Source organism: Lelliottia nimipressuralis (assembly GCF_041464075.1).
GTDB lineage: Bacteria > Pseudomonadota > Gammaproteobacteria > Enterobacterales > Enterobacteriaceae > Enterobacter > Enterobacter nimipressuralis.
Map to the genome: position 1 here is coordinate 3,567,445 of NZ_CP167172.1, position 18,528 is coordinate 3,585,972.

Sequence of the window (18,528 nt, forward strand, 5' to 3'; positions counted from 1 at the left end):
GCCAGTCGCGTGTTTATTGCGGTTCGCCAAACAGACCTGTCAGAAATCGCTCCAGCGCCATGCGGGAGCTAAAACCATGCGGAATACCGTAATGCTGGTGCCGTTCTCCGGCTAAATACAGCGGAAATTCCTGATAATGATCGCAGGTTTTGATATCCGTGGCAGGTTCAGCAAACGACAAACTACGGTCTTTTAGGGTGGGGTGAATAATCAGCGCAGTGCGTCCCATTCGGGCTTCGCGGTTAACATAGACATAATTATCGCCACGGCGATATCCGTATGTTTTTTGAGTCACTGCATCCATGATGAAACCCGCTTTTTCAAGAACGCGCGCCACCTCATCGGGTCGTAAATACATATTTTATCCTCGTTATCTTTTCCTGCGGGCCAACCTTACAATAATCATCGTTGGCAACGCTTTCAGATAAATCCATAAAGGCCACGATAAGTCGTGACTCGCTTCAGATATTAAAAACCTGGACTAAACTGTGTGTGAACGCAAAATTATGGAGGATCGTATGTTTAACAGACCGAACCGAAACGATATTAATGACGACGCTCAGGATATTCGTAACGATGTCAGCCAATTAGCCGACACACTGGAGGATGTATTGAAATCCTGGGGCTCTGATGCAAAGGATGAGGCGGATGTCGCCAGACGTAAGGCTCAGTCTCTGCTGCGTGAAACCCGCGCCCGGATGCATGGCCGCTCACGCACCACGCAGGCCGCCTGCGATGCGATTGGCTGTGCCAATACCTTTATCCGTGAAAAACCGTTGTACGCTGTGGGGACCGTTGCCGCAGTAGGGATTTTTATCGGTGCCTTACTGACGCTGCGTAAATAACCTTAAAACGCGTCATTTGCTGACCCTCGTTCGCCTCTGCGATCGGGGGTTTTTATTTTTACGGTCAAAAAAACGCCAGAAGCCGCGTGCAGCCTGCCCCTCCTCGCATCGCTCATCATCAAGGCAAAATCAATTGATAAATCCCATATCTTGTATGGTTGAAACTTACACCAACTACATCTAGTATTCCCTCTAACAAGACACACAACCCGACGCACTCATACGCGCCGCTCCCTCATTCTAAATGGAAATACGAATCATGAGCATTACTATTTACACTCGTAACGACTGTGTTCAGTGCCACGCCACGAAACGTGCAATGGAAAACCGTGGCGTCGCGTTTGAGATGGTGAATGTGGACTTGCAGCCCGATGCGGCAGACGCCCTGCGCGCGCAAGGATTTCGTCAGCTTCCGGTGGTGATCGCCGGGGAAACCAGTTGGTCAGGCTTTCGCCCGGACATGATTAATCGCCTGCAAACGCAGGCCGTCAGCGCATGAGCCTGCTCGTCTACTTCTCCAGCAGCTCGGAAAATACGCTGCGCTTTATCGAGCGTCTCGGGCTGCCCGCCGTGCGTATTCCGCTCAACGAGCGCGAGCGCATTCAGGTAGACGAACCTTATATTCTGGTGGTCCCCAGCTATGGCGGCGGTGGAACGGCGGGCGCGGTGCCCCGTCAGGCAATCCGCTTTCTTAATGATCCCCACAACCGGGCGCTGATTCGCGGTGTGATCGCCGCAGGCAATCGCAATTTTGGCGACGCGTTCTGCCGTGCCGGGGATGTTATCTCTCAAAAGTGCGGCGTGCCGTATCTCTATCGTTTTGAACTGATGGGGACACAGCAGGACGTAGAGAACGTGCGTAAAGGAGTGAACGAATTTTGGCAACGACAACCGCAGAACGCGTAGTGCAAGGCTCAACGGATTACCATGCCCTGAACGCTATGCTGAACCTCTACGATCGCGAGGGGAATATTCAGTTTGGCAAAGACCACGAGGCGGTGGAGGCCTTTTTTGCCGCCCACGTCCGCCCGAACACGCTCTCTTTTGCCAGCCAGCAGGCGCGCCTCGACTATCTGGTCAACGAAGGTTATTACGAAGCGCGAGTGCTGACGCGCTACGATCGCGGCTTTGTGGTGAAACTGTTTGAACGCGCCCACGCCAGCGGTTTCCGTTTCCAGACGTTCCTCGGCGCCTGGAAGTATTACACCAGCTACACGCTCAAAACTTTCGACGGCAAACGCTATCTGGAAAGTTTTGAAGATCGCGTCTGTATGGTGGCCTTAACGCTCGCGCAGGGCGATGAAGCGCTGGCACAACAGCTGACGGACGAGATCCTCTCGGGCCGCTTCCAGCCCGCCACGCCGACATTCCTCAACTGCGGGAAAGCCCAGCGCGGTGAACTGGTCTCCTGCTTCCTGCTGCGCATCGAAGACAATATGGAGTCGATTGGCCGGGCGGTGAACTCGGCCCTGCAGCTTTCCAAACGCGGGGGCGGCGTCGCGTTTCTGCTGTCGAATCTGCGGGAGTCTGGCGCGCCGATCAAGCGCATCGAAAACCAGTCTTCTGGCGTGATCCCGGTGATGAAAATGCTGGAAGATGCGTTTTCCTACGCTAACCAGCTGGGTGCGCGCCAGGGCGCGGGCGCGGTGTATCTCCACGCCCATCACCCGGACATCCTGCGGTTTCTCGATACCAAACGCGAAAACGCCGATGAAAAAATCCGCATCAAAACGCTGTCCCTCGGGGTGGTGATCCCGGATATCACCTTCCAGCTGGCGAAAGAGAATGCCGAGATGGCCCTCTTCTCGCCTTATGACATTGAGCGCATCTACGGCAAGCCGTTCGGCGATGTGGCCATTAGCGAGCTGTACGACGAACTGGTCGCTGACGATCGCATTCGCAAAAAAACCATTAATGCCCGCGACTTCTTCCAGACGCTGGCCGAGATCCAGTTCGAGTCCGGCTACCCGTACATCATGTATGAAGATACGGTGAACCGCGCTAACCCGATTGCCGGGCGCATCAACATGAGTAATCTCTGCTCGGAGATTTTGCAGGTCAACAGCGCGTCGACTTACGACGAGAATCTGGATTACGCCGAAACAGGCAAAGATATCTCCTGCAACCTTGGCTCACTGAATATTGCCCACACCATGGATTCCCCGAATTTTGGCCGCACTGTGGAAACCGCGATTCGTGGCCTGACGGCGGTATCTGACATGAGCCACATCCGCAGCGTGCCGTCGATCGAAGCCGGGAATGCCGCGTCTCACGCCATCGGGCTGGGACAGATGAATTTGCACGGCTATCTGGCGCGCGAAGGCATTCCTTACGGCAGTGACGAAGGGCTGGATTTCACGAATTTCTATTTCTACACCATCACCTGGCATGCCCTGCATACCTCAATGATGCTGGCCCGCGAGCGTAACCAGCGCTTCGCCGGGTTTGAGCAGTCGCGCTACGCCAGCGGAGAGTATTTTAATCAGTATCTTGAAAGTGACTGGCAGCCGAAAACCGAGAAAGTGCGGGCGTTGTTCGCCCGGGCCGGGGTCCCGATTCCGACGCGCGAGATGTGGCAGCAGCTGCGCGCCGACGTCATGCAGTACGGCATCTACAACCAGAACCTGCAGGCGGTGCCGCCAACCGGCTCGATTTCCTATATCAACCACGCGACGTCGAGCATTCACCCTATCGTCTCAAAGATTGAGATCCGCAAGGAAGGCAAAACCGGACGCGTCTACTATCCCGCGCCGTTTATGACCAACGAGAACCTGGCGCTCTATCAGGATGCCTATGAAATCGGCCCGGAGAAGATTATTGATACTTACGCCGAGGCGACCCGCCATGTGGATCAGGGGCTGTCGCTGACGTTGTTCTTCCCCGATACCGCCACCACGCGCGATATCAACAAGGCGCATATTTACGCCTGGAAGAAAGGCATCAAAACCCTGTACTACATTCGCCTGCGTCAGCTTGCGCTGGAAGGCACCGAAATTGAAGGCTGCGTGTCCTGCGCGCTGTAAGGAGAAAGGATGAAACTGTCACGCGTAAGCGCCGTTAACTGGAACAAAATTCAGGACGATAAAGATCTAGAGGTGTGGAACCGCCTGACCAGTAACTTCTGGCTGCCGGAAAAAGTGCCGCTCTCCAACGATATTCCGGCGTGGGCCACCCTCAGCCACGCCGAACAGCAGCTGACCATTCGCGTGTTTACCGGGCTGACGCTGCTGGACACTATTCAGAACACCGTCGGTGCCCCGGCGCTGATGGCGGATTCGCTGACGCCTCACGAAGAGGCGGTGATGTCGAATATTAGTTTTATGGAGGCAGTCCACGCCCGTTCCTACAGCTCGATTTTCTCGACGCTGTGCCAGACCAAAGATGTGGATGCGGCCTATACCTGGAGTGAAGAGAGCGCCCCGCTCCAGCGCAAAGCCCAGCTGGTGCTGGAGTATTACCAGGCCGATGAGCCGCTGAAGAAGAAAATTGCCAGCGTGTTCCTGGAATCTTTCCTCTTCTATTCCGGCTTCTGGCTGCCGATGTACTGGTCGAGTCGCGGCAAGCTGACCAACACCGCCGATTTGATTCGCCTGATCATCCGCGACGAAGCGGTTCACGGGTATTACATCGGCTATAAATATCAGAAAGGGCTGGAGAAAATTAGCGAAGCAAAACGCGAGGAGCTGAAAGGTTTTGCGCTGGATTTGCTGATGGATCTTTATGACAACGAGCTGAGCTACACGGAAGAGCTGTATGCGGGAACCGCCTGGGAGGAGGATGTCAAAGCGTTCCTCTGCTACAACGCCAACAAGGCGCTGATGAATCTCGGCTACGAGGCGCTGTTCCCGCCGGAGATGGCGGAGGTGAATCCGGCGATTCTGGCGGCGCTCTCGCCGAATGCCGACGAAAACCACGACTTCTTCTCCGGGTCCGGCTCATCCTACGTGATGGGTAAAGCGGTGGAAACGGAGGATGAGGACTGGGATTTTTAGCGCGGTATTTTCCCCTTCATTTTAACCCTCTCCCTTGCGGGAGAGGGAATCGTCAAATCGCCAGACCTAACGCTCGTTAATTTAATATAAATCCCATTTTCTCCCCACAAATATTCCCTGTAATCTATACTGTAATTCCAGCGTCATATTCTCCTGAATCATTCCGATCCAGAAGAAATTCCCCGACCGCGCGGCAAAAATCTCAGAAAAATTCGACACCCGCTCAGCCCTTACCTCATGGGAAATTCAGCCATTTCACCACCGGCAAAATTCGTGCCACACGCGGCACAAGGGTTGTCTCAGATTCTCAGTATGTTAGGGTATGGCCAGTTCATTATTTTTAATGGTATTGATATCGACGCTAATAAATAACGGGAATTACTCTATTGCATGGCAATTAAATTAGAAGTTAAAAATCTCTATAAAGTATTTGGCGAGCATCCGCAGCGCGCGTTCAAATATATTGAAAAAGGACTTTCAAAAGAACAAATCCTGGAGAAGACAGGATTATCCCTTGGCGTTAAAGACGCCAGTCTGGCAATTGAAGAAGGCGAGATTTTCGTCATCATGGGGTTATCCGGTTCGGGTAAATCCACTATGGTTCGCCTTCTCAATCGCCTGATTGAACCCACCCGCGGACAGGTGCTGATTGATGGCGTTGATATCGCCAGAATATCTGACGCCGAGCTTCGTGAGGTGCGCAGGAAAAAGATTGCGATGGTCTTCCAGTCATTCGCGCTAATGCCACATATGACGGTACTGGATAATACCGCTTTCGGTATGGAATTAGCGGGAATCCCTGCGGCGATTCGCCAGGAAAAAGCGCTGGATGCATTACGCCAGGTGGGACTGGAAAATTATGCCCACGGCTATCCAGATGAACTTTCTGGCGGTATGCGTCAGCGCGTCGGTTTAGCCCGCGCATTAGCCATCAATCCCGATATTTTATTAATGGATGAAGCCTTCTCGGCCCTCGATCCATTAATTCGTACCGAGATGCAGGATGAGCTGGTAAAACTGCAGGCAAAACATCAGCGAACCGTGGTCTTTATTTCCCACGATCTCGATGAAGCGATGCGTATTGGCGATCGTATTGCCATTATGCAAAATGGCGAAGTGGTGCAGGTCGGCACGCCGGACGAAATTCTGAATAATCCGGCCAATGATTATGTGCGCACCTTCTTCCGGGGCGTGGATATTAGTCAGGTGTTTAGCGCGAAAGATATTTCCCGCCGTGCGCTGGATGGCATTATTCGCCGCACGCCAGGGTTTGGCCCGCGCTCAGCGCTGAAACTGCTGCAGGACGAAGACCGCGAATATGGCTATGTCATTGAGCGCGGTAATAAATTTGTTGGCATTGTCTCCATCGACTCTCTGAAAAAAGCGCTTAGCGAAAACCAGGGAATCGATGCGGCGTTACTCGACGCTCCGCTTGCCGTGGACGCCGAAACGCCGCTCAGCGAGTTGCTCTCTCACGTCGGCCAGGCACCCTGCGCGGTTCCGGTCATTGGAGAAGAACAACAGTACGTCGGCATCATCTCAAAACGCATGTTGCTGCAGGCTTTAGATCGCGAGGGGGCAAACAATGGCTGATCAATCTAATCCGTGGGGAACCACAGAAGCGGCAGATAGCGCCGCACAATCGGCAGACGCATGGGGAACTTCTGCGCCTGCGCCCGCTGACGGCGGTAGCACCGCCGACTGGCTCAACAGCGCTCCGGCGCCCGCACCAGAACATTTCAATATTATGGACCCGTTCCATAAAACCCTGATCCCGCTAGACAGCTGGGTGACCGAAGGCATCGACTGGGTGGTAACCCACTTCCGTCCGGTGTTCCAGGGCATTCGCGTCCCGGTGGATTACATCCTCAACGGCTTCCAGCAGATGATGCTCGGAATGCCCGCGCCTGTTGCCATTGCGCTGTTCGCACTCATTGCGTGGCAGTTCGGCAGTGCAGGTATGGGGATCGCCACACTTATTTCACTGATTTTGATTGGTGCTATCGGTGCCTGGTCTCAGGCGATGATTACTCTGGCGCTGGTGCTCACCGCCCTGCTGTTCTGCGTGGTGATCGGTTTGCCGATGGGCATATGGCTGGCACGCAGCCCGAGGGCGGCGAAAATTATTCGTCCGCTGCTGGATGCGATGCAGACCACGCCGGCGTTTGTCTATCTGGTGCCTATCGTGATGCTGTTCGGGATCGGTAACGTACCGGGCGTGGTAGTGACCATTATCTTCGCCCTGCCGCCGATTATCCGTCTGACCATTCTGGGGATTAACCAGGTGCCAGCCGATCTGATCGAAGCGTCACGCTCGTTCGGTGCCAGCCCGCGTCAGATGCTGTTTAAAGTGCAGCTCCCGCTGGCGATGCCCACCATTATGGCAGGCGTGAACCAGACGCTGATGCTCGCCCTCTCGATGGTGGTGATTGCCTCAATGATTGCCGTGGGTGGCCTCGGCCAGATGGTACTGCGCGGTATCGGTCGTCTCGATATGGGACTGGCCACCGTGGGCGGTGTCGGGATCGTGATCCTCGCCATTATTCTTGACCGCCTGACTCAGGCAGTCGGTCGCGATTCACGCAGTCGCGGCAACCGTCGCTGGTTCAGCACCGGCCCGGTCGGGTTGATTACCCGTCCATTCATTAAATAAGGAACAACGATGCGACATAACATCCTTTTTGCCACAGCGTTTGCCACCCTTGTCTCTACCAGCGCATTCGCCGCTGACCTGCCGGGTAAAGGCATTACCGTTCAACCGGTACAGAGCACAATTTCGGAAGAGTCCTTCCAGACCATGATCGTCAGCCGCGCCCTGGAAAAATTGGGTTATACGGTCAATAAGCCGAGCGAAGTGGATTACAACGTAGGCTACACCTCGATTGCCTCTGGCGATGCGACCTTTACCGCCGTGAACTGGCAGCCGCTGCATGATGATATGTATGCCGCCGCCGGCGGGAGTAAGAAGTTTTACCGCGAAGGCACCTTCGTGACCGGCGCTGCGCAGGGCTATTTGGTCGACAAGAAAACCGCCGACAAATACCACATCACCAATGTTGAGCAGCTTAAAGATCCGAAGATCGCCAAACTGTTCGACACCAACGGTGACGGCAAAGCCGACATGATGGGCTGCTCGCCGGGCTGGGGCTGTGAGGCGGTGATTAACCACCAGAACAAAGCCTTCGATCTGGAAAAGACCGTCGACGTGAGCCACGGTAACTACTCCGCGATGATGGCAGATACCATCGCCCGCTTTAAAGAGGGTAAACCGGTGATCTACTACACCTGGACGCCGTACTGGGTGAGCGACGTGCTGAAGCCAGGTAAAGACGTGGTGTGGCTGCAGGTGCCGTTCTCTTCTCTGCCAGGTGAGCAGAAAGATATCGACACCAAGCTGCCGAACGGCATGAACTACGGTTTCCCGGTGAATACCATGCATATCGTTGCGAACAAAGCCTGGGCTGAGAAAAACCCGGCGGCGGCGAAGCTGTTCTCGGTGATGAAATTGCCGCTGGCAGATATCAACGCGCAGAACGCGATGATGCATGAAGGCAAATCGTCTGAAGCCGATGTCCAGGGTCACGTTGACGGCTGGATCAAAGCCCACCAGCAGCAGTTTGACGGCTGGGTGAACGAGGCGCTGGCAGCGCAGAAGTAACGCTTTTCCCTTACCTCGCCCTCTCCTTTCGGGAGGGGGTTAGAGTGAGGGCATCAAACTCCCCCCGGGCCTAAACCGCACAAACCACCACGCAACAAATCCCCAACATTCACATTCATCCGTTATGATGGTTTCTGAAAAAATAATCACTTAACTCACGATTCCTGACTCTCATGACGAAAACTTCTCAAGGGCTTAGCCCGGCACTTATTCTGCTCATGTCTGTAGCTACCGGCCTCGCGGTGGCCAGTAACTACTATGCGCAACCTTTGCTCGACACCATCGCCCGCGCCTTTTCGCTCTCCGCCAGTTCCGCCGGTTTTATTGTGACGGCCGCCCAGCTCGGCTACGCCGCGGGCCTGCTGTTCCTCGTGCCGCTCGGCGATATGTTTGAACGCCGCAGACTGATCGTCTCCATGACGCTGCTGGCAGCGGGCGGGATGTTAATTACCGCCTCCAGCCAGTCGCTGGGGATGATGATCCTCGGTACGGCGCTGACCGGATTGTTCTCAGTCGTGGCCCAGATCCTCGTGCCGCTGGCTGCCACGCTCGCGGCGCCGGAAAAGCGCGGCAAAGTGGTGGGAACGATCATGAGCGGCCTGCTGCTGGGGATTTTGCTGGCGCGAACCGTTGCCGGGCTGCTGGCAAGTCTTGGCGGCTGGCGCACGGTCTACTGGGTCGCCAGCGTGCTGATGGTCGTGATGGCCTTTGCCCTGTGGCGCGGCCTGCCAAAAGTGAAGCAGGAGAACCATCTTAACTACCCTCAGCTTCTCGGCTCGGTGTTTAGCCTGTTCACCCAGGATAAACTTCTGAGAACGCGCGCGCTGTTGGGGTGTTTCACCTTTGCCAACTTCAGCATTCTGTGGACCTCCATGGCCTTCCTGCTGGCCTCGCCGCCGTTCAACTATTCCGAAGGGGTAATTGGCCTGTTTGGTCTGGCGGGTGCGGCCGGTGCGCTGGGCGCTCGCCCTGCCGGTGGTCTGGCGGATAAAGGTAAATCACACCTGACAACCTCCGCCGGGCTGGTGATGCTGCTCCTCTCCTGGGCGGCAATCTGGTACGGGCATATCTCGGTGCTGTCGCTGATTGTCGGGATTCTGGTCCTCGACCTGACCGTACAGGGCGTGCATATCACTAACCAGACGGTGATCTATCGCGTGAAACCCGAGGCACGTAACCGCCTGACTGCCGGTTACATGACCAGCTACTTTATCGGCGGTGCGGCAGGCTCCCTGATCTCGGCGTCCGCGTGGCAGCATTACGGCTGGACCGGCGTGTGCGTGGTCGGTACCCTTGTTGCAGCCGTTAACCTGCTCATCTGGTGGCGCGGCTATCACCTTCAGGAAGCCATTATCTAAGCTTTACATCGGTTTGGGGCTTCTTAGGGTGTTAAGCAGCCCCGCACTCTGTTAAGGTGAGCGTAATTATTTATCCCAGAAATTTTACTGTGGGTGACATATTAGAATACCGCATGAATAGTTCAGACCTACTGGCTGCTCCCGGCCCCATCAGATTGCCGACATTTCCGTTCTGTTTGAAACCTCATGCTGTTTCTCATCACCCGACCCCGTCTTTCGTGGGCGTTAGCCCTTTCATTTCTGTGCTTACCGGGTCACGGATTCGCCCGGCACTTTCTGACAGTGATATCAGTTTGGCGGATATAACCGCACAAATAATTCATTTACATTATTTGTCACTGTCGTTACTATATCGACTGTAATTAATGAGGTCATGCCCAAATGGATAGTTCGTTTACCCCAATTGAACAAATGCTTAAATTTCGCGCCAGTCGCTACGAGGACTTCCCATACCAGGAGATCCTGTTAACCCGTCTTTGCATGCACATGCAGGGTAAGCTGCTGGATAACCGCAATAAAATGCTGAAAGCTCAAGGGATTAACGAGACGTTGTTTATGGCGTTAATTACCCTGGAATCTCAGGAAGATCACAGCATTCAGCCCTCTGAATTGAGCTGCGCCCTGGGTTCTTCTCGCACTAACGCGACCCGCATCGCGGATGAGCTGGAAAAACGCGGCTGGATTGAACGCCGTGAAAGCGACAACGATCGCCGTTGCCTGCATCTGCAACTGACCGATAAAGGTCATGAATTCCTGCGTGGGGTGCTTCCACCTCAGCACAACTGTCTGCATCAGCTTTGGTCTGCCCTGAGCACGACCGAGCGCGACCAGCTAGAGCACATCACTCGCAAGCTCCTCACCCGTCTGGATCAGATGGACGAAGAGGGCGCCATTCTCGAGGCGCTAAGCTAACGCGACGACACGCTCAACCATCCAGATTACATAAGAAATACTGATAGGCCAGCACGTTACACTGCTGGCCTTTCTGACAACAGGTCGGCCCAGCCGATGTGAAAATAAGAAGATCGTGGAGAACTACAATGAGCGCAAATGCGGAGAACACTCCCCCGCAGCAACCGGTCAACACTAAGAAAGGCAAACGTAAAAGCGCCCTTCTGCTGCTGACTTTGCTCTTTATTATTATTGCCGTGGCATATGGGATCTATTGGTTTTTAGTACTGCGTCATATTGAAGAGACCGATGACGCATACGTGGCAGGGAACCAGGTTCAGATTATGGCGCAGGTGTCGGGCAGCGTGACGAAAGTCTGGGCTGACAATACCGACTTTGTGCAAAAAGGAGATGTGCTGGTCACGCTCGATCCGACCGATGCGCAGCAGGCGTTTGAAAAAGCGCAGACGCAGCTGGCCTCAAGCGTGCGTCAAACCCGTCAGTCGATGATCAACAGCAAGCAGTTGCAGGCGAGCATCGACGTGCAGAAAACCGCCCTCGCGCAGGCGCAGAGCGACCTGAATCGTCGTGTACCGCTCGGCACCGCCAACCTGATTGGCCGTGAAGAGCTGCAACACGCGCGTGACGCCGTGGCCAGCGCGCAGGCGCAGCTTGACGTGGCAATCCAGCAGTACAACGCCAACCAGGCGATGATTCTGGGTACCCATCTTGAAGAGCAGCCTGCCGTTAAACAGGCGGCAACCGAAGTGCGTAACGCCTGGCTTGCCCTGCAACGTACTAAAATTGTCAGCCCGATGACCGGTTACGTCTCCCGTCGTTCCGTTCAGCCTGGCGCACAGATTAGCACCACGACGCCGCTGATGGCGGTGGTGCCGGCGAACAATCTGTGGGTAGATGCCAACTTCAAAGAGACGCAGCTGGCCCACATGCGTATCGGCCAGACCGCGACTATCGTCAGTGATATTTACGGCGACGACGTGAAGTACACCGGTAAAGTGGTCGGTCTGGATATGGGTACCGGCAGCGCGTTCTCCCTGCTGCCTGCGCAGAACGCCACCGGTAACTGGATCAAAGTGGTTCAGCGTCTGCCGGTTCGTATTGAACTGGACGCTAAACAGCTGACGGATCACCCGCTGCGTATCGGTCTGTCGACCCTGGTAACGGTTGATACCGCTGACCGCGAAGGTCAGATGCTGGCGAATCAGGTCCGAAACCATCCGGCCTATGAAAGCAACGCCCGTGAAATCAGCCTTGATCCGGTCAACAAGCTGATTGACGACATCGTGAAAGCGAACGCCGGGTAATCCGAAGGTGAGCGGTATGCAACAGCAAAAACCGCTGGAGGGGGCGCAGCTGGTCATTATGACCATTGCGCTGTCGCTGGCGACATTCATGCAGGTGCTGGACTCCACCATCGCAAACGTGGCGATCCCGACCATCGCCGGTAACCTTGGCTCGTCTCTGAGCCAGGGGACCTGGGTGATCACCTCGTTTGGGGTCGCGAATGCGATCTCCATTCCGATTACAGGGTGGCTTGCGAAACGCGTCGGGGAAGTTCGACTGTTCCTGTGGTCAACGGTGTTGTTCGTCATCGCCTCCTGGGCGTGCGGCATGTCCAACAGCCTGACCATGCTGATCTTCTTCCGTGTGATTCAGGGGATTGTCGCCGGGCCGTTAATCCCGCTCTCCCAGAGCTTACTGCTGAATAACTACCCGCCCGCCAAGCGCTCAATCGCTCTGGCGCTGTGGTCGATGACCGTGATCGTCGCGCCGATCTGTGGCCCGATCCTCGGTGGGTATATCAGCGATAACTACCACTGGGGCTGGATCTTCTTCATCAACGTGCCAATCGGTGCGTTGGTGGTGCTGATGACGCTGCAATCCCTGCGCGGTCGGGAAACCAAAACCGAGCAGCGGCGCATCGACGGCGTGGGCCTGGCACTGCTGGTGTTAGGGATCGGCAGCCTGCAGATCATGCTGGACCGGGGTAAAGAGCTGGACTGGTTTGCGTCGCAGGAGATCATCGTCCTTACCGTGGTCGCCGTGGTAGCAATCAGCTTCCTGATTGTCTGGGAGCTGACGGACGATAACCCGATAGTCGATCTGTCGCTCTTTAAGTCACGAAACTTCACCATCGGCTGCCTGTGTATCAGTCTCGCCTATATGCTCTATTTCGGCGCGATTGTTCTGCTGCCGCAGCTGTTGCAGGAGGTATACGGCTACACGGCGACCTGGGCGGGTCTGGCTTCGGCACCGGTCGGTTTGATTCCGGTCCTGCTGTCGCCGATTATTGGCCGCTTTGCTCATAAGCTCGACATGCGTCGACTGGTGACCTTCAGCTTTATTATGTATGCGGTGTGCTTCTACTGGCGTGCGTACACCTTCGAACCGGGAATGGACTTTGGCGCGTCCGCGTGGCCGCAGTTTATTCAGGGCTTCGCCGTGGCGTGCTTCTTTATGCCACTCACCACCATCACGCTCTCTGGCTTACCGCCGGAACGGATGGCGGCGGCATCGAGCCTGTCGAACTTCACCCGTACGCTGGCAGGCTCCATCGGGACGTCTATCACCACGACCCTGTGGACCAACCGCGAGTCGCTGCACCATGCGCAGCTGACGGAATCGGTGAATCCGTTTAACCCGAACGCCCAGCAGATGTACTCTGAGCTGCAAAGTATGGGGATGACGGAGCAGCAGGCGTCTGGCTGGATTGCCCAGCAGATCACCAACCAGGGATTGATTATCTCCGCCAACGAAATCTTCTGGATTTCTGCGGGTATTTTCATTCTGTTGCTGGGGTTAATCTGGTTTGCCAAACCGCCGTTCGGCGCGGGCGGTGGCGGCGGTGGCGCGCACTAACGCGCCGCTTCGCCGGGAAAGTTGTCCATTTCTCTACAGCTTCTGTCAGTCCTGATAAAGCAGCGCTCCTGAAATCGCTTCACGATAGTGAAAAGACAACAGGAGCGCATCATGCTGAAAAACCCCGCACAAAAATACCAACCCTATACGCCTGTCTCCCTGCCCGACCGTCGCTGGCCGGAAAACCGCATCACGCAGGCACCGCGCTGGCTCTCTACCGATTTACGCGATGGCAATCAGGCGCTGGCTGAACCGATGGACAGCGCGCGTAAACTGCAGTTCTGGGATTTGCTCCTCGGCTGTGGTTTTAAGGAGATTGAAGTCGCCTTCCCCTCCGCCTCGCAGACCGATTTCAATTTTGTCCGCCAGCTGATTGAAGAGAACCGCATCCCCGATGATGTCACTATTCAGGTGCTCACCCAGGCGCGGGAAGAGTTGATAACCCGCACTTTCGAATCCTTACGCGGGGCAAAACAGGCAACGATTCATCTGTATAACGCCACCGCGCCCCTGTTCCGCCGCCTGGTGTTTGGCATGGATAAAGCTCAGATTATTGCGCTGGCCGTGCGCTCAACGCGCCAGATCCGCACCTTGTGCGAGGAGAACCCGCAGACACACTGGCAATACGAATACTCCCCGGAGACCTTCTGCTTTACCGAGCCGGAATTTGCGCTGGAGATTTGTGAAGCCGTTGCGGAGATCTGGCAGCCGTGCGCGCAAAGGCCGATGATCATTAACCTGCCTGCGACCGTGGAAGTCAGCACGCCGAACGTTTACGCCGATCAGATTGAGTATTTTTGCCGCCACTTTAGCCGCCGCCGCGATGTCTGCATTAGCGTTCACCCGCATAACGATCGCGGCACGGGCGTGGCAAGCGCAGAACTGGCGGTGATGGCAGGGGCCGATCGCGTGGAGGGCTGTCTGTTTGGCAACGGCGAACGCACGGGGAATGTCTGTCTGGTCACGCTGGCGATGAATTTATACAGCCAGGGTATCAGCCCTCACCTCGATTTCAGCAACATGACCCAGGTCGTCGAGGTGGTGGAGAGCTGCAATCAGCTGCCCGTTCATCCGCGCCATCCATGGGCAGGGCGTCTGGCGTTTACCGCCTTTTCCGGCTCCCATCAGGATGCGATCAAAAAAGGCTTCGATGCCCGTCAACCGGATGAACGCTGGGAGATGCCCTATCTGCCGGTCGATCCGCAGGATATCGGCTGTTCCTACGAGGCGGTTATCCGCGTTAACAGCCAGTCGGGTAAAAGCGGCAGCGCATGGCTGATTGAGCAAAATCACGGACTCAAACTGCCCCGCGCCCTGCAGCAAGATTTCAGCCAGCACGTACAGCAGGAAACAGACAGCCACGGCAAAGAGATGACGCAAAACGCGCTGTGGCAGCTTTTTCGGGCGCGTTACGGCCTGGTGGCGACGCCCCATTTTGCCCTGCAAAGCTACCGCAGTGAGAGTCAGCAGGACGGGCAGCTGCGCTTAACCGCCACTGTCGCCGTCGATGGCGGTACGCGCCAGCTTGAGGGCCAGGGCAACGGTCTGTTATCGGCGGCGGCCAGCGGGATGCGTCTCTGGCTGAGTACGCCGTTTGTGATTAAGGATTATCACGAACACTCTCTGGGCGAGCGCAGCGACAGCCGTTCGGTGGCCTATATTCGCTGTCTGTTTCAGGATGGCAGTAGCCGCTGGGGTGTGGGCATCGATAACGACGTGGCGCGCGCCTCGCTTCAGGCGCTGTTAAACGCGGTCGGTTAAGCGTCTTTGAAATAGTCGCTGGGTGAGATCCCCATCACCCGGCGGAACATCGCCGTGAACGCGCTGTGGCTACCGTAACCCAGATCGAGCGCCACGCGCAGCACCGGCTGGCCCTGCGCCAGACGCACCAGCGCTTCAAGCAGGCGTGCCCGCCGTGTCCATTCCCCGTAGCTCAACCCGGTCTGCTGCTGAAAATGGCGGTTCAGGGTACGTTCGCTCATATTGGTGAGGCTGGCGGCCTGCGCGCTGCTCCAGTTATTCTCTGGCGCGCGGCGGATTTGCTGACAGAGCTGGCGCAGCGTGTCCGTCTCCGGTTCGGGCAAACAGAATGGCAGCACTGGCATCAGGCGGATTTCATCGAGGATCAGCTCATAAACGCGCTCGTCGCGGGTGCCGGGAGAATACGATTCAGGCAGATCGAATGCGCTGACGATCAGTTCACGCAGCAACGGGGAGATCTGTACGATCTGGCACGAGGCGGGGAGATCGGCGCGGGCCAGGGGATCGATAAACAGCGTGCGCGCCGCCACCTTGCCGGTAATACGAATGGCGTGCTGTGTTCCGGCGGGCAGCCAGACGCCACGCCCCGGCGGGACCACCCAGCAGCCTGCCTTGGTATCGACCCGTACAACCCCACTCAGGCTGTGCAACAGCTGGGCACAATCGTGCTGATGCCACGGCTCGCTGTCGCCGTGCTGATAGTCATGGGCGAAAGGAACCAACGGGCGATGGGTAAAGGAGAAGGTTGAGGTTGTCGTCATAGGGTTTTGCCGGATGGCGGCTGCGCCGTATCCGGCCTACCTGTCGATATTTCGGTAGGCCCGGTAGGCGCAGCGCCACCGGGCATCTGCGGGCATCATGCTAGATGTGCAGTTCCTGCAGGGTTTCTTTCGGCAGCGCCAGCTCTTCATTGCTGTTCACGCGAACGTCACGATCGATGATGTGACGCGCGATTTCCTGCGCTTCTTCCAGAGAGTGCATCTGATAAGTGCCGCACTGGTAGATGTTCAGCTCAGGGATCTGGTTCTGCTCTTTCACTTTCAGCACGTCGGCCATCGCCGCTTTCCAGGCATCTGCCACGCGCGTTTCATCTGGCTGGCCAATCAGGCTCATGTAGAAACCGGTACGACAGCCCATTGGGGAGATGTCGATGATTTCCACGCCGTTGCCGTTCAGGTGATCGCGCATGAAACCGGCGAACAGGTGCTCCAGAGTGTGAATGCCTTTTTCTGGCATCACTTCTTTGTTCGGCACGCAGAAACGCAGGTCGAATACGGTGATTGTGTCGCCGTGCGGGGTATGCATGGTTTTCGCAACACGTACTGCAGGTGCTTCCATACGGGTATGGTCGACAGTGAAGCTATCTAATAACGGCATACGTCACCTCCGATAGTGATTATTTTTAAAATAAAATGAACTCTTTCTTCCACTGCGCGTCTGAGTATATGAAAGACGCGCATTTGTTATCATCATCCCTGATTTCAGAGATGTATATTTTGGCCACAGCGATGTGGCCTTTTTCTTTTCTGTCAGGCGTTCTTCGCCAGAAACTCTTCAAACGACTCCGTATCCGCAGCTTCGATTTCACGCTGACGCACCACCGATGCCTCGCGCTCTGCCACGAAATCCTCTTCGCTTAAGACTTCCAGCGGCTCCTGCTGCAGCATGTCGCGATACTGTGCGGCAAGCGAACGGCCGGTTCCACCGATACCTTGATCAATCATAGAACGCAGAATGCGCGCTGAGAACGTCAGTTCCGGGTTATCAAACGATTCGACCAGCTGATCGCACACCTTTTGATACTCCTCGCCGCCGTAAACGCTGTCCATCGTCTGCGCCACACGTTTGAGATCGCGGAACAGATCTTTGCCGACTTTCGCCAGCGGGAACTGCGCCGTTTCACAGCCGATACCCAGCGTCAGGCCAGGTTTGCGCCCTTCGAGGATCACACGATTCCAGTTGGTGCGCGTACAGAGCAGTTCATCAGAACTCATCTCTGGCGCATCCGCGAGTACGCACCAGACCATAAACAGATCCAGGAAACGCACCTGCTGCTCGTCGACGCCAATTGGCGAGAACGGGTTGATGTCCAGCGAGCGCACTTCAATGTACTCAATGCCGCCGCGCTCCAGCGCATCTGACGGCGCTTCGCCGCTACGCGTAACGCGTTTCGGGCGGATCGGCGCGTACAGCTCGTTTTCAATCTGCAGCACGTTGCTGTTGATCTGCAGGCGCTTACCGTCTTTCTCGAGGCCGATTTTCTCGTACTCTTCCGACGGTGTTTTGATCGCTCGCTTCAAGCCTGCCACATATTCGTGCAATTCGTTAAACGTAATTCCGAGATTGCTTTGCGACTTATTGGTATAACCGAGGTCACTCAGGCGCAGAGAGGTGGCGTACGGCAGGTAATACATGCCGCAATCGGTCTTCTCAAACGGCAGTGTGGTCGGTTTGCCCTGCAGGAACGAGGAGCAAATCGCCGGTGAGGCACCGAACAGGTACGGAATCACCCAGCCAAAGCGGTAGTAGTTGCGGATCAGACGGAAATACCCCGCCGAGATCGCCTCTTTATCCGTTTCGCCGCACTTCGCCTGCCAGAATGCCATCGGCAGTGAGAAGTTGTAATGCACGCCGGAGATGGTCTGCATTAACGCGCCGTAGCGGTTTTTGAGGCCTTCGCGATAGAGCGTTTTCAGACGGCCAATGTTCGAGGTGCCGTATTGCGCCAGCTCAATATCCTGCCCCTGCTCGATATAACACGGCATGCTCAGCGGCCACATGCGCTCATCGCCCAATTGACGGGCGGTAAAGCGGTGAACGTCACGCATCAGAGTCAGCATGTGGTCAATGTCGCCATCGACGGGCGTAATGAACTCAAGCAGCGCTTCGGCGAAGTCGGTGGTGATCCATTTATGTGTCAGCGCAGAGCCTAGCTCTTTCGGATGGCCGGTTGTTGCCAGACTGCCATCTTCATTCACGCGCAGTGTTTCGCGCTCAAGCCCACGCTGAATCCCCTTCAGGGCCTGAGGGTGTTTTTCCAGCCAGGCCAGCGCCTGTGATACGTCCGGGATCAAATTGACCTCCCGCCTGTCAAAATAAGAGTTATCCAGCATAAATTGTAATGGTTGACGATTGAAGGTCGC

The 18,528-nt window shown here is 55.9% G+C and carries 17 protein-coding genes; 13 read left to right on the top strand and 4 right to left on the bottom strand.

Features of this window, described 5'->3' with window-relative positions; all coding sequences use genetic code 11:
* Positions 1 to 13: 13 nt before the first annotated feature.
* Positions 14 to 358, bottom strand: coding sequence for a DUF2002 family protein (locus ACB496_RS17115; RefSeq protein WP_100779198.1), 345 nt, complete (start codon positions 356 to 358; stop codon positions 14 to 16).
* A 160-nt stretch (positions 359 to 518) separates the two neighbouring features.
* Here ACB496_RS17115 and ACB496_RS17120 point away from each other — a divergent pair, with 160 nt between their 5' ends.
* The 13 genes from ACB496_RS17120 (at position 519) to leuA (ending at position 15,385) form a co-directional block, all read left to right on the top strand.
* A complete protein-coding gene (locus ACB496_RS17120) occupies positions 519 to 845 on the top strand; it encodes a DUF883 domain-containing protein (protein ID WP_100779197.1) in 327 nt (108 codons plus the stop codon).
* Positions 846 to 1,104: 259 nt separating this feature from the next.
* Positions 1,105 to 1,344 (top strand): glutaredoxin-like protein NrdH, encoded by a 240-nt coding sequence (gene nrdH, locus ACB496_RS17125; RefSeq protein ID WP_100779196.1) that lies wholly within the window; start codon positions 1,105 to 1,107, stop codon positions 1,342 to 1,344.
* Positions 1,341 to 1,751 (top strand): class Ib ribonucleoside-diphosphate reductase assembly flavoprotein NrdI, encoded by a 411-nt coding sequence (nrdI, locus tag ACB496_RS17130; protein WP_100779195.1) that lies wholly within the window; start codon positions 1,341 to 1,343, stop codon positions 1,749 to 1,751. Before nrdH ends, nrdI begins: the two co-directional genes overlap by 4 nt.
* Complete coding sequence (nrdE, locus tag ACB496_RS17135) at positions 1,724 to 3,868, top strand: class 1b ribonucleoside-diphosphate reductase subunit alpha (RefSeq protein ID WP_371973128.1); 2,145 nt, start codon at positions 1,724 to 1,726, stop codon at positions 3,866 to 3,868. The genes nrdI and nrdE overlap by 28 nt, the downstream gene beginning before the upstream one ends.
* Positions 3,869 to 3,877: 9 nt before the next feature.
* A complete protein-coding gene (nrdF, locus tag ACB496_RS17140) occupies positions 3,878 to 4,837 on the top strand; it encodes a class 1b ribonucleoside-diphosphate reductase subunit beta (RefSeq protein ID WP_371973129.1) in 960 nt (319 codons plus the stop codon).
* Positions 4,838 to 5,227: 390 nt separating this feature from the next.
* The gene (gene proV / locus ACB496_RS17145; RefSeq protein ID WP_102105411.1) at positions 5,228 to 6,430 is read left to right on the top strand and encodes a glycine betaine/L-proline ABC transporter ATP-binding protein ProV; all 1,203 of its coding nucleotides are present in this window, start codon (positions 5,228 to 5,230) and stop codon (positions 6,428 to 6,430) included.
* A complete protein-coding gene (proW, locus tag ACB496_RS17150) occupies positions 6,423 to 7,490 on the top strand; it encodes a glycine betaine/L-proline ABC transporter permease ProW (protein ID WP_371973130.1) in 1,068 nt (355 codons plus the stop codon). Before proV ends, proW begins: the two co-directional genes overlap by 8 nt.
* 9 nt (positions 7,491 to 7,499) lie before the next feature.
* Positions 7,500 to 8,495 carry a glycine betaine/L-proline ABC transporter substrate-binding protein ProX gene (gene proX, locus ACB496_RS17155; protein WP_100779190.1) on the top strand — a complete coding sequence of 332 codons (996 nt, stop codon included), beginning with the start codon at positions 7,500 to 7,502 and terminating at the stop codon, positions 8,493 to 8,495.
* A gap of 173 nt (positions 8,496 to 8,668) precedes the next feature.
* Positions 8,669 to 9,853, top strand: a complete 1,185-nt coding sequence (locus tag ACB496_RS17160) for an MFS transporter (RefSeq protein WP_100779189.1) — start codon at positions 8,669 to 8,671, stop codon at positions 9,851 to 9,853.
* 381 nt (positions 9,854 to 10,234) lie between these two features.
* A complete protein-coding gene (mprA, locus tag ACB496_RS17165) occupies positions 10,235 to 10,765 on the top strand; it encodes a transcriptional repressor MprA (RefSeq protein WP_100779188.1) in 531 nt (176 codons plus the stop codon).
* 128 nt (positions 10,766 to 10,893) lie between these two features.
* Positions 10,894 to 12,069, top strand: a complete 1,176-nt coding sequence (gene emrA / locus ACB496_RS17170) for a multidrug efflux MFS transporter periplasmic adaptor subunit EmrA (protein ID WP_100779187.1) — start codon at positions 10,894 to 10,896, stop codon at positions 12,067 to 12,069.
* 16 nt (positions 12,070 to 12,085) lie between these two features.
* Positions 12,086 to 13,624 carry a multidrug efflux MFS transporter permease subunit EmrB gene (gene emrB, locus ACB496_RS17175; protein WP_100779186.1) on the top strand — a complete coding sequence of 513 codons (1,539 nt, stop codon included), beginning with the start codon at positions 12,086 to 12,088 and terminating at the stop codon, positions 13,622 to 13,624.
* Positions 13,625 to 13,735: 111 nt separating this feature from the next.
* Positions 13,736 to 15,385, top strand: a complete 1,650-nt coding sequence (gene leuA / locus ACB496_RS17180; RefSeq protein ID WP_371973131.1) for a 2-isopropylmalate synthase — start codon at positions 13,736 to 13,738, stop codon at positions 15,383 to 15,385.
* Here leuA and ACB496_RS17185 read toward each other — a convergent pair.
* From ACB496_RS17185 to gshA, 3 genes are all read right to left on the bottom strand, one after another.
* Positions 15,382 to 16,146, bottom strand: a complete 765-nt coding sequence (locus ACB496_RS17185; RefSeq protein ID WP_371973132.1) for a helix-turn-helix transcriptional regulator — start codon at positions 16,144 to 16,146, stop codon at positions 15,382 to 15,384. The two genes, leuA and ACB496_RS17185, sit on opposite strands and share 4 nt — an antisense overlap.
* 100 nt (positions 16,147 to 16,246) lie before the next feature.
* The gene (gene luxS / locus ACB496_RS17190; RefSeq protein WP_100779183.1) at positions 16,247 to 16,762 is read right to left on the bottom strand and encodes an S-ribosylhomocysteine lyase; all 516 of its coding nucleotides are present in this window, start codon (positions 16,760 to 16,762) and stop codon (positions 16,247 to 16,249) included.
* A gap of 152 nt (positions 16,763 to 16,914) precedes the next feature.
* Positions 16,915 to 18,459, bottom strand: coding sequence for a glutamate--cysteine ligase (gene gshA / locus ACB496_RS17195; protein WP_100780830.1), 1,545 nt, complete (start codon positions 18,457 to 18,459; stop codon positions 16,915 to 16,917).
* Between the last annotated feature and the right edge of the window lie 69 nt (positions 18,460 to 18,528).